Origin of the sequence: Rhizobium sp. RHZ01 (assembly GCF_014851595.1) — a bacterium.
GTDB lineage: Bacteria > Pseudomonadota > Alphaproteobacteria > Rhizobiales > Rhizobiaceae > Rhizobium > Rhizobium altiplani.
In genome coordinates this window covers 39,475-57,375 of record NZ_JACUZZ010000030.1, presented here as the reverse complement: position 1 = coordinate 57,375, position 17,901 = coordinate 39,475, and the positions used below count along the sequence as shown (strand labels likewise).

Sequence of the window (17,901 nt, the reverse complement as noted above, 5' to 3'; positions counted from 1 at the left end):
CGAAGCCCAAGCTGGCCGCACAAGAATGCGGCCAGATTTATTCAAGAGCGCGCCAATCGATAGCCGGCGAGACGCCGTTAGCCTTGTGGCGTCAACGTCATGGACGTTCCGGTAGCGGCAACGTTGAGGCCGAGCTGTCCGGTCACGCTCAGCGTCTGCAACTGCACCGAGCCACTGGTGCCGCCGACGAGGATGTTGGCACCAACACCGGCGACAAGCGTCGCTTCGGCCGATGCGCCCTGGTAAAGGCCGCCCAGCGAACCGCGATGGTATCCCGTCGTCGGCGCAAACACCGCCCACACAATCCGGCCGCGCGTGGTAAATCCGACATCAACGCCCAGTTTGCGGATCGCACCCGCGTACCGATCCTGCGTCTCGCTGCCCGATGTCGGGCTGAAAACGCAATCAACCGATTTTGCCGAACCGAGGACATAACCGACACCGCCACCGACGTCACAGGTCAGAATCCCGATCTTGACGCCGTCACTCAGGTCGGGCTCGGGCTGCTGATAAGTGGTGACCAAATCGGCAGCACCGACGCTCGTGGCCAAGGCTTGCATCAGCGATACGGCAGCAACTGCGGTTGCAATCTTCTTCATCATTTTCTCCTTGTATTGCACGGAGATAGATAGCGCATCGCTATGATTTACCAAGGCCGCTGATGCATGGCTGCCCTTCCGATCTTGCACGCTAATTGAGCCAATTCGTGAGCATCCTTGCCAGCGCACGGCAGCGCGCCGCCCATCTAAAACAGCTCGATCACAGCCAAACACAAGGGCTCGCCCGATCCGCGACCTCAGACCGATTTTGGTGAGACAGTTCTGCCTTGAGGACCGGGAGAAGTAGGCCCGAGAAAACCGCCGTGCATAGGTGGGACGGCCAACGCGGCAAAATCAGGCTGGGGCGTCTAGGGCGGATGGCGGCAGAAACGCCAGGTTCCCGAGAAAAAGCCTCGCTTCACGCGAGGCCGATTCTCTATTCGCAAACCGTTCTATACCTGGTGATATAGTGGTGGTGGCTTCGGTGCTGGTAAGGCACCCTCCAGCATACGTCGCGGCGGGCGTAGCGCGGTCCGTCATAGTCGTAATCACGGTACCTTGGGCCGTATCGGTAGTAACGAGGCGGTGGTGAATCATCATAATACCTGTGGCCGCCGGAACCGAACTCGAAATAGACACCTTCGGCGTCGGCAGGAGCACTCACCAGTACTGCTGCGAGGCCGGCCATTGCGATGATCAACCGTTTCATGGTCAGTCTCCTTTCTCTGGAGATCAACGCGGCAGGCCTGCATATGGTTCAGGTTTTTGAGGTCCTATAGGACCTAAGTCCTACAAGAGCCGGCTGAAAAGACGACAAAGGAAAAGCCCGGCGGTGTCGGCGGGGCTCTCTAATATCGTTGCACTTCAAAACAACGTGCCTAGGGCGGCACGACCTGAGCGAAAAACGCCGGTGGTTCGCTTCTGTTCCCAACCATTGTTCGTTTTGTCCACTAAGATCGATCCGCACACCCGCGCGCCACGTCGATCAGCGTGTGCAACTGTTTCTCGTCACGGACTCCCTGGCGATAAAACTCGATGATGATTGAGGCGATCCGATCGGATTCGTCGAGGACGCTTCGATCCCCTGCTCGTTGCGGATGTGATCGAGCACCCGAAGGCAGACTGACAGATCCATGGAATGTAGCGGCTCGTCGCGACGACTGTAGCGCTTATGTGACATGGTGGCTCCCCTTCCTCGACAAGCAGAAAGGAGCCCCGCAACAAGCGGGGCAGATGACAGGGACTTTTGGAAAGGCCAAGGCGGGTGTGCGGATCGCCTTGGAACTGTGTCTAAAACGCGGCGCCACACTGTTGGTTCCCACAGTCTTTTTTTCCGTGTGAAAGGACCGGCGGTGGCTCAAGTTCGCCAGAACAGCGTCATTGGCTGGCAGTCTCGGCACTGGTGTTGCTGGAGAATGGCGAAACACATTCGCGCCTCGGTCGGCCGTACGGCTGGTATGTATTGTCGTTTGCCCGATAGGACGCATAACGCGCAAAGCACCACGCGAGATGGTCTGGGTTTCCACTCACCGATCCAGTGATCTCCATCGATGGGGCGGCGAAGGGCGACACGCAGATGCGGATTTGACCGCTGTAGGAGCGATAGGTGTCACGGGCACGATCATAGGACCGGTATCGCGACGCGCACCATTGTTGATGCTCGTTACGCAGTGACGCCGAGGCGGCGTCCGTCGATGCGTCCTCGGACGCGGAATTTGCTACCACGTCCGCCTTGGGCTTGGGTGCTGCGGATGTAACGGGATAGGCCGCTGACACAAGGGGCGCAATCCGCTCGAACTTCTGACTACGTGCATCAACCCGCTCGGGAGATGCAGTCCAAAGGTTCGGTGTATCCAGATTCGCGAACTGCCGCCCATCAGGCACGGCGAGGATGTACGTGGCGGCCGCAGCCCCGATGAAACAGGCCCCGACAGCCGAGGCAATGCCGAACAGCATCGTTGCAATCGCTCTCATGACAGCTTCCCTACCCTCATGACTGATGCATGCGCCCTCTGCGCTCGATCTGCGGAGCCGCACGACGCCTTAAAATGGCGCCTTGCGGATGCCCCATGGCGAGGCGGCGCAGGCCTGGTCGAGATAATCGCGATCAGCCAAGAAACCCGTGCGAGGGAACTTTGTTCCGCGTCACTATCGTCTTGCCGGCAATACCCGAGCCAAGCGCCGCCGGCGGCGTCTATCCGATCGCCGCTGCCCAACAATCATGGATAGTTTCTTGTGTTCCATGTCTCTTCTCCGTGGACGACAAGGCGCACGCAACGTACGGCATCGAGCCGCAGCGTATGTCCTTGACGTCAAATTTGATTGGAGTTGGTTGAGCGCAGCATAGCCGCGCTCTCGAACCAGGATCAGTTGAGAACCCGGATAGCCTTGCGCGACGAAGGCTCGACGATCACACGCTCGTCGTTCACGACCGCGTAGCAAAATTCGGATTGTCGGGAACAGGTGTTAGGACAATGGTCTCCGGAAGCGGCTGACCGACGACGATCTTTTCCTCGACGACGACCCGTGCCTGCGGAGCCGGGACCTCGCGGACATTGGTGACAAAAGTCTGCGGCGGCTCAAGCATGGCGCCAACTGCCGCACCCGGAATTGGTGATGGAATGGCAGCGGGCGAAGGTCATCTAACCGATGAGGGCGCGCAAACCATTGCTGGAGAGGCGACGGGAGGATCCCGTGCAACGAGGGCGCGCAGCCGTCGGACGGATCGCCCTTCGGCAGGCGCTACCGCCCGTCAGTAACTGCAGGACCGGCCGTCGCTGGGTCTGAAGCCGTCGGAGCAGGCTCGATTCATTGAATCTCCCGGCTCATAGCCTGACGCATTGCCCATCGAGTTCGGGGGCGTCCCGCAGGCCGACAGAAGCGTGGAAAGACTGATCATCGCTCCAGCTGCTACAAATGCCCGAAATCTGCTCATTCATGCTTCTCCTGGCTGCAGCGGTTTACGAGAAAGAGATGTTAGACGAAAGCGGCCCCGCGCTAAACCGCTGTCCCCTGCTTCCATTCAAGCTTCACACAACCCATGCGCCGATCAATGCCTTCGCCTCGAACCGGTGGCTGCCAATTGACACCGTGTCAAGCTGAAAGCTCGTCATCTCAAAGTCGCTGACGCAATTATCGTCCATTTCATCGCTCGCCGAACCAGTCTCTGGTTTGCAACCCACCGACACGATTACGGATTCTGACATTTGCTGATAATCTGGGAGCCGCCACGGTCAGGCCTAGCCGGCCTCGCCCTATGCAACTATCGCGTTCTTTTCCTCGCGATGGTCTGGCCGAAACGGTCATGTTGGGCGTTTTTCAGGACCGGCATGGGTCAAACAGTGAGGATGATTATGAGTATCGTCACAATAATGCGTGGATCTTCGCTCGTCTCATCAGTGCTCGCCTTGGCAATAGTGGCGTCACCGGTGGCGCTTCCCCGTGAAGCGATTGCCCAAACCGACATCAGCATACACATCGGGATCGGTAGCAGCCTCAATAGAGGTCGAGGGATAACCTGTAGTCAGGGTGAACGACTGCTTCGCAATCGCGGCTTCCGCGATGTTCGTCGGGTCGACTGCCGTGGCAGGTTCTTCATCTATCGTGCGTGGCGAGGCAACACCCGCTTCGAGATCGCAATCCGTCGAACTGACGGCCGCATTGTCGACATGCACCGCATTAGCCGCCGGCGATAGCTGCAAACCTCCACGCTGCTCTAATGAGAACTCGCTGCTTTAACGCCGACGGGATGCACGCGCCTGTGTCCAGGCGCGGGGCTTGGATGACGGAAGCCACTTTCGATTTTGTGACAAAGTTTGTGACAGAATTGGCAGAATGGCCAGAACTCCCGCTTGGGAGTTTTTTTCTAACTGCTTACTTTTCTTGAGGTTTTTGGTGGGTGATGTAGGGCTCGAACCTACGACCCGCTGATTAAGAGTCAGCTGCTCTACCAACTGAGCTAATCACCCGTAACCGCCGTGTTGCGCGGTGTGAGGGGGCGTATAAACAGGATCGTTCGGCTTGTCTAGCGCCTGCCTGAAAATTCTTTGGTTAAATGCGAAGATTTTTGCGCATGGCTGAAATGCAATGAAATCAAAGGTCCAGCGTTCCGCTTGCGATGCGCACAGCCTGCCCGCCGATCCGGGCATTTGAGATCGTTCCGCCTTCAACATCCATGTGCAGATGAATGAAGGATGGCCGGCCCATTTCCACGCCCTGCTCGATCGTCATGCCATGGTGCCCGTCCGTCAGACGGTCGAAATAGTGAATGGTGCCGGAGAGCGCGGCGGCAGCCGACCCGGTCGCAGGGTCCTCCACGATCCCCATGCCGCTCGCAAACATCCGCGCATGGAATTTCGCCACATGGTTCACGCCGCCCCGGCAGTAGATATAGGCCGAGGCAAGCGCGCCATCCACGAAGGGAACGGTCTCTTCCCAAAGTTGCGGGTCGAACTCCATGTGCTGCGCGGCGCCGACGTCGTGCACCGGCACCATCAGGTACGGCACGCCGGCGCTCCACAACGACGGTACGTGGTTCTCAAAGCCGATCTCGGTCGTCTTCAACGACAAAGCATTGGCGATTCCAAGCTTGTCGAGCGGCATCGTGATCTGCTGCGACTTCCGCGGCAGGTCGAACTCGGCAAAACTCGCCTCGCCTTCCCGCAGGCGAACGGCGCAACGCACCGGTCCGACATTTTCCTCCAGCACCGAAACGAGATCGATGCTCGAGCCGCCATGCGCCTGCTCGGCGAGAGCGATCGCCGTTCCAACGGTCGGATGCCCTGCAAAGGGAAGCTCCCGCCCGGGCGTGAAGATGCGGATTCTCGCCGTGTAAGCGGGATTACCCGACGGCTGCACGAAGACCGTTTCCGAGAGGCTCATTTCCTTGGCGATCGCCTGCATGGCGTCATCGCTCAAATCGTCACCATCGAAGATAACGGCGAGCGGATTTCCGGCGAGCTTGCGGTCGGTGAACACGTCATAGACGCTGTAGCTTCGCCCCACATCGGCCTCCTGATGGTCTCGATCCTCGTTTCGCCAACCTGCCCGACCGGACGACCGAGCGCAAGGCGTTAAGCGCCGCGCCGTTCCCGGAAGTACCAGTCGATGACGGGGAGCATCGCAATATTGTAGGGGTGTGCCTTCGGGTCGGCCGAACGTATAGCAACCGCGCCGGCAATCTCCTTGTCGTCGGCAACCAGCATGTGTGCGTGGATCTTCTCTATCATGTCATCGGCGGTCAGGTCGAAGCGGAAGAGACGCAGCACAGTCACCGTGCGCCTGACATGGCTCGCGTAGTAGCGATCGCCGGCCTTGGCCTCGTTGAGGTCAAGCCCCGTCTCCTCCATCACCTCGCGACGCATATTGCCTTCGACGTCGCAACGACCTTCGCTGACGTCCTCGGGTTCGAGGGAACCGGCAGCGAAATAGACCTGGCCGGGATTGGCCGTATGGCTCCCCATGCGGATAGCCACCAGCGCGCCGTCCGAGGTTTCGAGGACCGGATAGGCGAACAGATGGATGCCGCCTTGCCGGCTCGGTTGGCGACGCCACCACATGAATGTAGAAAACGGGATGACATGGCCCTCGCCTGCTATGCCGGCATCGGTTAGAGCCAGCCGCTCCTGAAAGACCATGCGGCCGTCGAACAGCGCCGGGTTTGCAGCCGTTTCCTTCGCCCAGTTCTCCCGGATCGCCTCGTGCTCCGCGACATAAAAGGAATGGTCCCCGGCGAGAACGCGAAGGTCCAGCCCAGCAATCGGAAATACGGTCTGCTCCGGCGGCCAGCCGGCGAAATCCTCGGAGAAATGCAGGTTCATATCAAATCCAGTGTCATGACAACGGGGCAATGGTCGGAGGCCTTTGGCCGGTCCCAGCCGGTGCGAGGATAACGCTCGACCTCCTGGCCGGGCGGGAAGGCCGTGCGGTAAGGCTGTCCATGTCGAACGATCTCCGGCAGGCGTCCGACATTCGTTCTGGCGAGCGCCTTCGAGAGCCAGATGTAGTCGAGCTGACACAGCCATTGCTCTTCGGGTCCACGGGCATGGTAGAGCGTCCAGCGGTCGAGCGGATCACGGCGGCGCACGACATTCTCCAAAAAGCCGTCGCGACTGAAGACGTCGAGCGCGCTGATGCTCTCGACCTGATGCTCGAAGCGGTAGCCCGTTTGGCGGCGCCCGATGACGTCGACGCGCTCCTGATAATCGTTCATGTCACCACATATAACGAACCTCTTGTCATCGGTATGACCGTGAAAGCGGTCCTCGATGATACGGCGAACCGCCAGCGCCTCGGCCCGCCGGATCGGCATGGTGCCGAGCCTGCTGTCGACGCCATTCGTGCGCGGCCCGTCCATCGACTTGAAATGGACCACGTAGAGCGACAGCGCGACACCACCGATCTCGAGCTCCAGTTCCAGGCAGTCGCGCTTGAAGATCTTGTCGTCGATGCGGTTGGTCAGCGCCAATTGGTCGTTGAAAAGCCCCAGATCGCGATAGGTGAGCATTGCATGGCTCTTGATCTGCTTGAGCTCGATCTTCTGCCCGTCACGTGTCTCTTCCCGCATCAGGACTGCGACGTCGATCCCGCGGCTGTCGTTGCCCTCGACGAGATATTTTTGCCGGTAACCGTTGCCGACCATCCTGAAGAGATAGCCGTATTCGAAGGCTTGCAACGCCTCCATGTTGTCGACTTCCTGCAGGCAGAGAATGTCGGCGTCGGCGTCGGCAATCGCGAGCGCCGTCATCTGTCGGGTATCGTCGGTGGAAGCGATCACCCGCGCCTGCTCGAGCTGCTGGTAGACGCCTTCACTGCGCACTTCGAAAAGCTTGATGACCCGGTCTTGGCGCAACTGGTTGCGGAAGCCGGTAAAGTCGAAACGCGTCATGAGGTTTTCGACGTTGAAGGTGGCAATGCGAAGCGACATCGAACATTTCCAATTGGCGTTATGCCATTAGTAGTGGCTAAGCCCCGCTTCGGAAAGACGTTTCGCGATCAGAGACGCCAGGCGGCGCGCGCAACGACCCACACGCTTTCGCCGACCCGCAATCGCTCACGGTTGAATGCGCGAAGCACCTGTCCGTCACCAAGCAGCAACTTCACGGCGTAGCGTTCGCCTTCGTAGAGGATCGACTCGACGCGTGCTGGAACGCCTTCACCAGCAATCAAGACGTCTTCCTGGCGCACCAACACATCCACTCTCGGCTGGTGCCTCGCCTCGTGAGACAGCATGGACTCGAGAGCGCTCCAATCGAGAAGCCTGATGTCACCAACTGGAGATGAAAGCGAGAGGATCGCACCGCGACCGATCAGCCCACCGACCAGCCGGCCCTCTGGCCGGGCGTAGATCTCCGCAGGCGGCGCAGCCTGCAGAAGGCGGCCCTCGGACATGACCGCAACATCAGTCGCAAGGGCCATCGCCTCGCTCTGATCGTGCGTCACATAAACCATGGTCGCTCCGGAGCGCTGGTGGAATTCGCGGAACGTTTCCTCCATCTCTTGCTTCAGGTGCCGGTCGAGATTGGCGAGCGGCTCGTCGAGCAGCACGACATCAGGTGACGAGACAAGGCAGCGGGCCAATGCCACGCGCTGTCGCTGGCCGCCGGAGAGATCGGCGGGACGCCGCTCGGCATGGTCGGCGAGCCTCACCGTCGCCAGTGCCTCGCGGACCTTCTGTCTGTAGGACTCGCCGGAGATGCCGCGCACTTTCAGAGGATAGCCGACATTGTCTGCGACGCTCATATGCGGCCACAGCGCATAGGATTGGAACACCATTGCCATGTTGCGCCGTTCCGGTGGTAGCGACCTCGAGGCGTCTGCAAGCAGCCGCTCGCCAAGATGGATAGAGCCGTCGGTTGGCGCCTCGAAACCGGCGATCATGCGCAGAACAGTTGTCTTGCCGCAGCCAGACGGTCCGAGCAGCGCCAGGAAGCCGCCATGCCGCACTTTCAGGGAGAAGTCGGCGACCGCCGCGCGCCCGGTACCGAAGTCCTTGGCAAGATGGTTGAGGATCAGTTCCGCCACGGTACGACTCCTCTCGGCAGGCGTTTTGCCATCAATTCCAGGAGAAGCATCATGAAGACGACCATAAGAACGACGAGCACGGAGAGCGCCGACGCGAGATCGGAACTACCGCTGTCGTCGAGATTGTAGATGGCGACGCCAAGCGTCTGCGTCCCGGCCGACCACAAAAGCGCGGAAATAGTCAGCTCATTGCAAGCGATCAGGAAGACCAGGATCACCGACGCGCCGGCAGCGGGCGCGATCAAGGGCACGATGATGTCGGCGAGCCGCCGGAAGAAGCCCGCTCCCGAAAGCTTTGCCGCCTCCTCCAGTGCCGGATCGAGCTGATGGAACGCACTGACGACAGGCTTCAGGCTAACGGCAAAGAAACTGGAGAGGTAGGCGATCAGAATGATCCAGATCGTTCCGTAGAGCGTCACATGCAGGATCGGAAGCGGTGCGGCAAACACCAGAATGAAGCACACGGCCATGACGATGCCGGGCAGCGAATAGGGAATCTCGATCAGGCTCGAAACGATCCGGCCCAGCAGGTCCTTCCGCCGGGTCAACGCGTAAGCCGTCAGCACGGTCACCAAGAGGAGACATAGCGCCGTCCCCGCCGCGAGAGAGAGCGAATTGGCGAAAGCCGTGCGCGTGACCGCCTGACGGAAGAGAATTTCGTAGAAGGCGCTTGCCGACAGGGTCTTGAAGGTCAACGGCACGCCATAGGCCGGCACGAGTGCACCGGCGAGGAGAGCGAAGAATGGCGCTACCAGCATGAAGAAGATGCAGAGCCAGAGCAGCGGCTGCAAAAGGAGCTTCCAGCGCCCCAACTCGAAGGCCGCGGTCGCGCCCGAAAGCCCGAGGACGCGGTAGTCGCGTCCGCGCAGGGCGCGATCCTGAATGGCAAGCCCGGCAACGGAAATGATCGCGATCAGTGCCGAAAGCACTGCAACGTCGCCGAAAGTACGGCTCGTAAAGGCGGAGAACTTAGTGAAGATAAGTGTCGGAAGCGTGTAGATCGAGGCGGGTATGCCGAGAATGGCGGGAATGCCGAAGTTGCCTGTACAGGATATGAAAGAGATTGCGGCACCGGCAATGATGCCCGGCAACGAAAGCGGCAGGATGATATCGCGGAAGACCCGAAAGCTGCCCGCCCCAGCAAGACGCGCCGCCTCGACACCATCGCGAGGCAACGCCATCAGGCCTGCACGGAGGGCGAGATAAACGAGCGGCGCGTGCTGTACTCCGTAGAGCAGCGAAATGCCCCCGACCGAATAAAGCGGCTGCGGCGATCCAAGCGGAGGCGCAAGGTGCAACGCCTTCAGCAGTGGGCTTGACGGCCCGGACATCTGCACCCAGGCAAGCGCCGTCACCTGCGGCGGGATCATCATCGGCAGGACGAACAGGAAGCTTAGCGCTCCCTTGCCGCTGATATCCGTCAGCGTCAGCAGGAACGCGAAGGCGCAGCCGATGGCAAGCGAGATCAGTGTGCCAAGAATGGCCGTGGCGAGCGTGTAGTAGGTTGCCGACCAAAGGGCAGGATCGCTGAGCACCGCGCTGACGCCGCCCTTTGCGAGCGCCGCAATGCCTGTCATCGCGAGCCGCGCTAGCGGCAGCACGCTAAGTATCAGGACAATGATAACGACAAAAGGAAACAGCCAAGCAGGCTGGCTGTTTCCAGGACGAACATATCCGCGCATCTGCTTTCCGGCGGCGATCAGTTCGAGCCGTAAATGCCGAAAAAGGTCTTGAGGTCCTGATCGGTAGTCTTCAGCGCCTCCGCGGCATTGACTGGCAGCACCTTGATGCTGTCACGAGCCGGGAAGCCTTCCGGCAGCTTCATGCCGTTGCGGGCGGGGATATAGCCGAGCTTGAGGAAGCCTTCCTGCCCCTTTTCAGAGAGCACGTAATCGACGAATTTCTTCGCCGCATCGGCATTCTTCGAACTTGCGAGAATACCGACCGGCTCCGTGACGGCGGAGACGCCTTCCGTCGGGAAGACGAATGCGACCGGCGCGCCCTTGGCCTTTTCGCGGATCGGCATGTAGTCGACGATCATGCCGAAGGCTTTTTCACCCGAGGCAACCGACTTGAGCACAGCACCGTTTCCACCTGCGGCGGTCGCGCCATTGGCGGCAAGATCCTTGTAGAAATCCCAGCCGAGGCTGCTGACGCCGGCCAGCGTCTGCGCATGAATGAGGGCTGCACCCGACGTCAAGGGGCTCGGCATGGTCACGAGACCCTTGGCTTCGGCCTTCGTCAGGTCCTTCCAGCTGGTCGGCTTGAACGCGGCAGAGGTGTTGTAGACGATGCCTGTCGTGATCAGCTTGGTCGAATAGTAGTAGCCGTCACCGTCGTAGAGTGCCGCGTCGTAGCCGGCAGCTTCCGGCGACTTGTAGGCGAGCAGTTTGCCGGCTTTCTTCAGACGCTCGAGCGTCACCGTGTCGGCGATCAGCAGGACGTCGGCGACGGGATTGTCGGCCTCGATCTCCGCCTGCAGCTTCGCCATGATCTTGGGCGTGCCATCGCGCACCCAGTCTACCTTGACGTCCGGATTGGCTGCCATGAAGCCATCCACGGTTGCCTGCGCGTCCTCGTTCGGCTGGCTCGTATAGAGGACGAGATTGGCGGCGGAGGCTGGGATTGCAAGCAAGCTCGCTGCGAGTAGCGCGGCGGCGGAAACGATCGTCTTCATGATTGGTCCTCGGTGGTGGGAGACCCGTTCCTTAGCCATCGCGGATAACATGATTGTGACAGTCGGCTTCGGTACCAAGACGTCGGACATCTGCCCTTGACCCACCTTCCCCGCCCCTATCTTCTACCGCACGTTTTGATTTGTGCATTTTGGAGGAGCGCAAATGGAATACCGGCTTCTTGGCCGTTCTGGCCTGAAGATTTCGACCTTGACGATGGGCACCATGACATTCGGTGGCCAAGGCTGGGCAAAGATGGTTGGCGATCTCGGCGTTACCGAGGCACGCAGGCTTGTCGACCTGTGCATAGACGCCGGCGTCAACCTGATCGACACTGCCGACGTCTACTCGCAGGGTGTTTGCGAGGAAATCCTCGGCGAGATCATCGGCGGGCCGCGCAAGGACGGCGTTCTCATCGCCACCAAGGCGCGCTTTCGCATGGGAGACGGCCCGAACGACACCGGCCTGTCGCGCTATCACTTGATCGGCGCCTGCGAGGCCAGCCTGCGGCGCATGAAGACTGACGTCATCGACCTCTACCAGCTTCACGAGTGGGACGGGCAGACGCCACTGGAGGAAACCATGGAGGCGCTCGATACACTCGTGCGCCAGGGCAAGGTCCGCTATGTCGGCTGCTCCAATTTCTCCGGTTGGCATATCATGAAGGCGCTCGGCGTCAGCGCGAGGGAAAAGCGGGAGCGGTTCGTCAGCCAGCAGATCCACTACACGCTCGAAGCACGCGATGCGGAATATGAACTCCTTCCGATCAGCATCGACCAGGGCCTCGGTGTCCTCGTCTGGAGCCCGCTTGCTGCCGGCCTGCTTTCGGGCAAGCATCGACGCAACCGGGCAGCACCTGAGGGTTCGCGGCAGTTCTCAGGCTGGACCGAGCCGCCGATCCGCGATGAAAACCGCCTCTGGAATATCGTGGAAACGCTGGTGGCGATCGCCGATGAGCGCGGTGTCTCGGCAGCCCAGGTGGCGCTTGCCTGGCTGATCGGCCGCAAGGCGGTCACGTCTGTCATCATCGGAGGGCGCACCGAAGCCCAGTTCAAGGACAATCTCGCCGCGGCCGAGCTGAAGCTGACCGAGCAGGAGCGCAGTCGACTGGACGCGGTCAGCCTGCCGCCCGTGCTCTATCCGTATTGGCACCAGCTGAACACGGCCAGCGACCGGCTGAGTGAGGCGGACCTCGAATTGCTCGGCCCACACCTCAATCGATAGTTGGCTCTGAAGAGGTCGGCGGCTGATCAACCGCCGATTTCACCGGCGATCAACGCACCAAGGCGGCTGATCCCCTCCTCGATCATTTGATCGTTCGCGCAGGAGAAGCTGACGCGGAAGGTGTTCTCACCCGAACCATCGGCGAAGAAGGCCTTACCCGGGACGAAGGCGACGTTGGCCGTTTCCAGCGACTTGGCTAGCAGCTTCGCGCCATCCATGCCATCAGGCAGCGTCACCCAGATGAACATGCCGCCTTCGGGCTTCGTCCAGCTCGTGCCTGCAGGCATGTACTTCTCAAGCGCCGCCAGCATGACATTGCGGCGGTGACTATAAACCGACTTGATCTTGGCGACCTGTGCATCGAAACCGCGTTCCGCGACATGCGCGATCGCCATCTGATTGATCGTCGAGGAGTGCAGGTCAGCCGCCTGTTTCATCAGAACAAGCTTGCGGATAACGGGAGCGTTGGCGACGATGAAGCCAACGCGCAGGCCCGGCGCAAGCGTCTTCGAGAAGCTGCCGCAGTAGATCGTGCGGGTATCGTTGATGTGCCCCTTCTTCGCGATCTCCGTCGCCAGAATCGGCGCGATCGGCGTCCCATCGTAGCGGAGTGATTGATACGCGGCATCTTCGATGACTGCGATATCGAGTTCCTCTGCCAGGGCAAGAACCTTCTCTCGTCCAGCCTGATCGACAGTCTCGCCCGTCGGATTGGCAAAGTCGGCCGAGAGATAGGCGAACTTCACCTTGCCGCCCGCGCTCGCGGCCTGCGCCTTGTAGGAATCAGGCGTGCGGTTGCCGTTCGGCGTCAATTGATCGTAGGCCGGCTCATAGGCATTGAAGGCCTGGAGCGCACCGAGGTAGGTCGGCCAGGTGACCAGCGCCGTGTCATTGGGCGAGAGGAAAAGCTTGCCGAGATAATCCAAGCCCTGCTGCGAGCCAGAAACGATGAAGACGTTATCGAGTTCGCAAGGGATGCCGATGGCGGCCATCTGCTTGACCAGCCATTCGCGGAGCGGCCTATAGCCCTCGCTGACCGAATACTGCAGCGCCGAGTTCACGGCCGAGCTATCGAAGATATCGACGTAGGCCGCCTTGAATTCCTGATCGGGGAAAAGCGCCGGATCCGGAATACCACCGGCAAAGGAAATAATATCTGGGCGGTCAAGAAGCTTCAGAAGCTCGCGAATCTCCGAAGCACGCATACGGGAAGAACGCGTCGCGAATATGCTTTCCCAATTCAGCATGGGCATTTCCTCGTAATTTTTTGTCTTTAGGCGACAGAACCACGCAACAAATAATAAGTCAACATTACTGACCTATTTGTTTGCTACCATGACAATTTTGGGAAGCGAAGGTCACTTCCGTGATCAGAAGCCAGAACTGGCTAAAATCGATCTTTTCAAGACCCACTCCGTGGCAGTAGTGTCGCCGCCACTATCAAATATGCTATGAAGGTGCCAGCAATGCCCGCGTCGTCGAACACTCCTGAAATCAAGATCGAATTCCACACGTCGCCGGTCTCGGACGCCGACCGAATTCAGGCCCTGGAGTCGCCCGGCTTTGGCAAGGTCTTCACGGATCATATGGTTCTGGCTCGGTGGACTCCTGACAAAGGGTGGCACAATGCGAAGGTAACGCCCAGGCGGCCCTTGGAACTCGATCCTGCCAGCGCGGTGTTGCACTACGCGCAGGAAATCTTTGAGGGCATGAAAGCCTACAGGGCGGACGATGGTCGCATTCTGCTCTTCCGGCCTGAAGAGAACGCCCGCCGCTTCGCCCAGTCAGCCATCCGCATGGCGATGCCTCCCGTGCCGGACGAACTTTTCCTGAAGGCGGTGGAAGAACTCGTCCGTGTTGATAAGGACTGGATTCCATCGGGCGACGCCAGCCTGTATCTTCGCCCCTTCATGTTCGCCAACGAGGCATTCCTGGGTGTTCGTCCGGCTCAGGAATATATCTTCTGCATTATCGCTTCTCCGGTCGGCGCCTACTTCAAAGGTGGAGCAAAAGCGGTCTCCCTTTGGGTCGAGACCGAATACACTCGGGCGGCCAACGGCGGCACCGGTGCTGCAAAATGCGGAGGAAACTACGCCGCAAGCCTCATCGCGCAGGCCGAGGCCTCGAAGAGGAATTGCGATCAGGTCGTCTTTCTCGATGCGGCAGAGCACCGCTGGGTCGAGGAACTCGGCGGGATGAACGTATTCTTCGTGATGAACGACGGATCCGTCGTCACGCCACCGCTCGGCGGCACGATCCTGCCGGGCATCACCCGCGCCTCGGTTATCGTTCTCGCCGAAGAAAAGGGCTTGCGCGTCGAGCAGCGCCCCTACTCCTTCGCGGAATGGCAGGCCGATGCCGTCAGTGGCAAGCTCGTGGAAGCCTTCGCTTGCGGCACTGCAGCGGTACTCGCGGGCATCGGCCTGGTGCGACACGCTGGTGGCGAATTCCTGATCGGAGACGGACAGACCGGGAAGCTCACCACCGAGCTGCGCCAGGAGCTGGTCGGCCTGCAGAAGGGCGTGACGAACGATGAGCGTGGCTGGACACGCCGCATCCTGGTCTGAGGTCAGCGGCCGCAAGTAGTCGGCCCAGCAATTCAGAAAACTCGAAAACCGGGCAACGCCCGGGGCAACGCCCGGTTTTTTTGTGGCCGGACCAGAGGAAGAGCGCAGAGAGGCGCGAGGCTTCGGCCGGTCGCAAAATCATCAGGGGCGGCATGGAAAAAACACTCGTTCGCCCCGCTTCCGACCGGGAAACGGGGCGAGTCTTCTGCGATACTGCAGCTCGATCGTACCGCGCTCAGGAACGGAACAAGGAGGCGATCTGCTCTTGTGTCGGCAGTTGGCCTCTGGGTGTCAGCTTGTCGACCACTCCGGGCAGGACTGTCGAAAGTTGATTCAGGAGTTCTTGCTCACTGATTCCCGCCTGGCGTGCGAGATCGCTGATCGTCTTCGACCCAAGCGCATCGTTGAGGCTGCCCGGCGCGATCGGTTTGTTCTGTCCGGGCTGGACCCAGGAATCCACCGTATCGCCCTGCCCGGCCTCCGTCAGCTTGCCGAGAAGACCACCGAGACCGCCGAGCCCACCAAGAAGCCCGCCGTCACCAGCTTGGGGATTAGCCTGCTGAGCGGCTGGATCCGTCTGGCTGCCTCCAGCACCAAGAAGCTTTCCCACTAGTAACGCGCCAAGCGCGACCATGATCGGCTTCGAGATACTTCCGCCCGGAACGGCGTCATCAAAAATACCCATGACATCCTCCTTTTCGGTTGCTTCATTTCATTGAACAACAACTGTAGAATGAAAGAACAAGGTTCTCGCGAACCTTGAATTCCCCGACGAGCTATTTAGCTTAAACGGGAAGATGGTCTGAATATTCAACCAATCAAGGAGGGGAATGGCAGATGTCTGTTATCGGGTGGATTATCCTTGGATTGATCGCAGGATTCATCGGCAGCAAGATTGTGAACAAGTCGGGCGCAGGCATGCTGATGGACATCGTCCTCGGCATCGTCGGAGCGATCGTCGGTGGCGTCATCTTCAGCTTCTTCGGCGCATCCGGCATAACGGGCTTCAATATCTACAGCCTCGTTGTCGCCGTCATCGGCGCGGTCGTGGTTCTTTGGCTGTACCACGCCATCAGCGGGCGCCGTTCCATCTAGCTCGCTCTTTTGTATCGACGGAATGAGCGCTGCCTCAAAGGCGGCGACCTTATGCGTGTAACTCCGGCCTTGGGTCATTGGGCGAACGATCATGGCAGACGAGAGTACATCTTCATTCTATGACGACAACGCGGCCACCTATGCTTCGCGGCAACGCACGCTGCCGGTTCGACGCCTAGACGCTTTTCTGTTGATGCTGCCGCCAGGTGCAGCCATCCTCGATCTGGGATGCGGCGGCGGACAGGACAGCGCCTACATGCTGTCAAAGGGCTTCGATGTCACGCCAACGGACGGATCGCCGGCGATCGCGGAGCAGGCCGAAACCTTTCTTGAGCGTCCCGTCGCGGTGTTGCGCTTCGAGGATCTGGACGAAGAGGAAGCCTTCGACGGCGTCTGGGCCGAGGCCAGCCTGCTGCATGTCCCCCGGGCAGACCTCCCTGATGTGCTGGAACGGATCCGCACGGCGCTGCGGCCCGGCGGCGCCTTTCACGCCACCTTCAAGGCGGGCGAGGCCGAGGGGCACGACGGCTTCGGTCGCTACTACAACTATCCGTCGGCGGAACTGCTTTCGGAAATGCTGAGCAATGGCGGCTGGCACAACATTGTGATCAGCGAAGGCGATGGGACCGGCTACGACGGAAAGCCGACCCGCTGGCTTGCGGTACGGACGCAAAAATAAGGCCGGAGCTTTCGCCCCGGCCCTGCTGACTCAGCAGTGTGAAACCGCTTAGTTGACGGACTTGTCGACCAGCTTGTTCTTGCCGATCCAAGGCATCATGCCGCGCAGCTTCGCGCCGACTTCTTCGATCTGGTGGCTGTCGTTCATGCGGCGGATGCCCTTGAAGCGCGAACCCCCTGCCTTGTACTCCTGCATCCAGTCGGACGTGAACTTGCCGGTCTGGATGTCGTGCAGGACGCGCTTCATTTCAGCCTTGGTTTCAGCCGTGATGATGCGCGGGCCGGTGACGTATTCGCCCCACTCGGCCGTGTTCGAGATCGAGTAGTTCATGTTGGCGATACCGCCTTCATAGATCAGGTCGACGATCAGCTTCACTTCGTGCAGGCACTCGAAGTAGGCCATTTCAGGCGCATAGCCGGCTTCGACCAGCGTTTCGAAACCAGCACGGATCAGTTCGACGAGACCGCCGCAGAGAACGACCTGTTCGCCGAAGAGGTCGGTTTCGCACTCTTCGCGGAAGTTGGTTTCGATGATGCCCGAACGACCGCCGCCAACGCCGCAAGCGTAGGAGAGAGCGAGTTCGAGAGCGTTGCCGGAAGCGTTCTGGTGAACGGCAACGAGGCAGGGAACGCCGCCGCCCTTCTGGTATTCGCCGCGAACCGTATGGCCCGGGCCCTTCGGCGCGATCATGACGACGTCGAGCGACGCCTTCGGCTCGATCAGGCCGAAGTGAACGTTGAGGCCGTGTGCGAAGGCGATTGCAGCGCCGTCACGGATGTTGCCGGCGATTTCGCCCTTGTAGATGTCGGCCTGCAGCTCGTCAGGCGTTGCCATCATGATCAGGTCGCCCCACTTGGCAGCGTCGGCAACGGTCATGACCTTGAAGCCGTCGGCTTCTGCCTTCTTGATGGTTGCCGAGCCAGCCTTGAGAGCGATCGTCACGTTGGCATGGCCGCTGTCCTTGAGGTTCAGCGCGTGCGCACGGCCCTGGGAGCCGTAGCCGACGATGACGACGTTCTTCGACTTGATGAGGTTGAGATCTGCATCACGATCGTAATAGACGCGCATTTGAATTTCCTTCCCTTTGCTTGTCCTGTGAC

Annotated in this window: 18 protein-coding genes, 1 tRNA gene and 1 pseudogene; 4 read left to right on the top strand and 16 right to left on the bottom strand. The window is 60.1% G+C overall.

The annotated features are described in order from the left end of the window. Positions 1 to 77: 77 nt before the first annotated feature. The 13 genes and pseudogenes from IB248_RS25485 to IB248_RS25430 all read right to left on the bottom strand — a co-directional run bounded on the left by IB248_RS25485 (position 78) and on the right by IB248_RS25430 (position 11,238). On the bottom strand, positions 78 to 602 hold the full coding sequence (locus IB248_RS25485; protein WP_026371978.1) for a DUF992 domain-containing protein: 525 nt from the start codon (positions 600 to 602) through the stop codon (positions 78 to 80). 373 nt (positions 603 to 975) lie between these two features. After that, on the bottom strand, positions 976 to 1,248 hold the full coding sequence (locus IB248_RS25480) for a hypothetical protein (protein WP_192241853.1): 273 nt from the start codon (positions 1,246 to 1,248) through the stop codon (positions 976 to 978). Positions 1,249 to 1,916: 668 nt separating this feature from the next. Beyond that, positions 1,917 to 2,513 carry a BA14K family protein gene (locus IB248_RS25475; protein WP_018858634.1) on the bottom strand — a complete coding sequence of 199 codons (597 nt, stop codon included), beginning with the start codon at positions 2,511 to 2,513 and terminating at the stop codon, positions 1,917 to 1,919. Between the two features lie 392 nt (positions 2,514 to 2,905). Continuing rightward, positions 2,906 to 3,117 (bottom strand): annotated as a pseudogene (locus IB248_RS25470) (DUF1236 domain-containing protein); the annotation flags it as partial. A gap of 174 nt (positions 3,118 to 3,291) precedes the next feature. Then, positions 3,292 to 3,474, bottom strand: a complete 183-nt coding sequence (locus tag IB248_RS31935; RefSeq protein ID WP_082728602.1) for a hypothetical protein — start codon at positions 3,472 to 3,474, stop codon at positions 3,292 to 3,294. Between the two features lie 487 nt (positions 3,475 to 3,961). After that, positions 3,962 to 4,240, bottom strand: a complete 279-nt coding sequence (locus IB248_RS25465; protein ID WP_210258390.1) for a hypothetical protein — start codon at positions 4,238 to 4,240, stop codon at positions 3,962 to 3,964. A 191-nt stretch (positions 4,241 to 4,431) separates the two neighbouring features. Then, positions 4,432 to 4,507, bottom strand: a tRNA-Lys gene (locus tag IB248_RS25460). Between the two features lie 124 nt (positions 4,508 to 4,631). Then, the gene (locus IB248_RS25455) at positions 4,632 to 5,543 is read right to left on the bottom strand and encodes a PhzF family phenazine biosynthesis protein (protein ID WP_018858636.1); all 912 of its coding nucleotides are present in this window, start codon (positions 5,541 to 5,543) and stop codon (positions 4,632 to 4,634) included. Positions 5,544 to 5,611: 68 nt separating this feature from the next. Beyond that, the gene (locus tag IB248_RS25450; protein WP_018858637.1) at positions 5,612 to 6,358 is read right to left on the bottom strand and encodes an NUDIX hydrolase; all 747 of its coding nucleotides are present in this window, start codon (positions 6,356 to 6,358) and stop codon (positions 5,612 to 5,614) included. Then, the gene (locus IB248_RS25445) at positions 6,355 to 7,464 is read right to left on the bottom strand and encodes an endonuclease/exonuclease/phosphatase family protein (RefSeq protein ID WP_018858638.1); all 1,110 of its coding nucleotides are present in this window, start codon (positions 7,462 to 7,464) and stop codon (positions 6,355 to 6,357) included. The genes IB248_RS25450 and IB248_RS25445 overlap by 4 nt, the downstream gene beginning before the upstream one ends. A 68-nt stretch (positions 7,465 to 7,532) precedes the next feature. After that, the gene (locus tag IB248_RS25440) at positions 7,533 to 8,561 is read right to left on the bottom strand and encodes an ABC transporter ATP-binding protein (RefSeq protein WP_018858639.1); all 1,029 of its coding nucleotides are present in this window, start codon (positions 8,559 to 8,561) and stop codon (positions 7,533 to 7,535) included. Further along, a complete protein-coding gene (locus IB248_RS25435) occupies positions 8,549 to 10,243 on the bottom strand; it encodes an iron ABC transporter permease (protein ID WP_192241852.1) in 1,695 nt (564 codons plus the stop codon). The genes IB248_RS25440 and IB248_RS25435 overlap by 13 nt, the downstream gene beginning before the upstream one ends. Positions 10,244 to 10,260: 17 nt before the next feature. After that, positions 10,261 to 11,238 (bottom strand): ABC transporter substrate-binding protein, encoded by a 978-nt coding sequence (locus IB248_RS25430; protein ID WP_192241851.1) that lies wholly within the window; start codon positions 11,236 to 11,238, stop codon positions 10,261 to 10,263. Between the two features lie 163 nt (positions 11,239 to 11,401). Between IB248_RS25430 and IB248_RS25425 the strand changes: the two genes are divergently transcribed. Further along, the gene (locus tag IB248_RS25425; RefSeq protein WP_018858642.1) at positions 11,402 to 12,460 is read left to right on the top strand and encodes an aldo/keto reductase; all 1,059 of its coding nucleotides are present in this window, start codon (positions 11,402 to 11,404) and stop codon (positions 12,458 to 12,460) included. Positions 12,461 to 12,486: 26 nt separating this feature from the next. On the opposite strand, the gene IB248_RS25420 is transcribed toward IB248_RS25425, so the two are convergent. Further along, positions 12,487 to 13,707 (bottom strand): PLP-dependent aminotransferase family protein, encoded by a 1,221-nt coding sequence (locus IB248_RS25420; RefSeq protein ID WP_018858643.1) that lies wholly within the window; start codon positions 13,705 to 13,707, stop codon positions 12,487 to 12,489. A 219-nt stretch (positions 13,708 to 13,926) separates the two neighbouring features. Here IB248_RS25420 and IB248_RS25415 point away from each other — a divergent pair, with 219 nt between their 5' ends. Then, positions 13,927 to 15,027, top strand: coding sequence for a branched-chain amino acid aminotransferase (locus tag IB248_RS25415; RefSeq protein WP_018858644.1), 1,101 nt, complete (start codon positions 13,927 to 13,929; stop codon positions 15,025 to 15,027). 235 nt (positions 15,028 to 15,262) lie between these two features. Here IB248_RS25415 and IB248_RS25410 read toward each other — a convergent pair whose 3' ends face one another. Next, on the bottom strand, positions 15,263 to 15,712 hold the full coding sequence (locus IB248_RS25410; protein WP_018858645.1) for a YidB family protein: 450 nt from the start codon (positions 15,710 to 15,712) through the stop codon (positions 15,263 to 15,265). A 152-nt stretch (positions 15,713 to 15,864) separates the two neighbouring features. Between IB248_RS25410 and IB248_RS25405 the strand changes: the two genes are divergently transcribed. Further along, positions 15,865 to 16,122 (top strand): GlsB/YeaQ/YmgE family stress response membrane protein, encoded by a 258-nt coding sequence (locus IB248_RS25405; protein WP_007534948.1) that lies wholly within the window; start codon positions 15,865 to 15,867, stop codon positions 16,120 to 16,122. A gap of 91 nt (positions 16,123 to 16,213) precedes the next feature. Further along, positions 16,214 to 16,801, top strand: a complete 588-nt coding sequence (locus IB248_RS25400) for a class I SAM-dependent methyltransferase (RefSeq protein ID WP_018858646.1) — start codon at positions 16,214 to 16,216, stop codon at positions 16,799 to 16,801. Positions 16,802 to 16,849: 48 nt separating this feature from the next. On the opposite strand, the gene ilvC is transcribed toward IB248_RS25400, so the two are convergent. After that, positions 16,850 to 17,869 (bottom strand): ketol-acid reductoisomerase, encoded by a 1,020-nt coding sequence (gene ilvC / locus IB248_RS25395; RefSeq protein ID WP_169683752.1) that lies wholly within the window; start codon positions 17,867 to 17,869, stop codon positions 16,850 to 16,852. Positions 17,870 to 17,901: the final 32 nt, after the last annotated feature.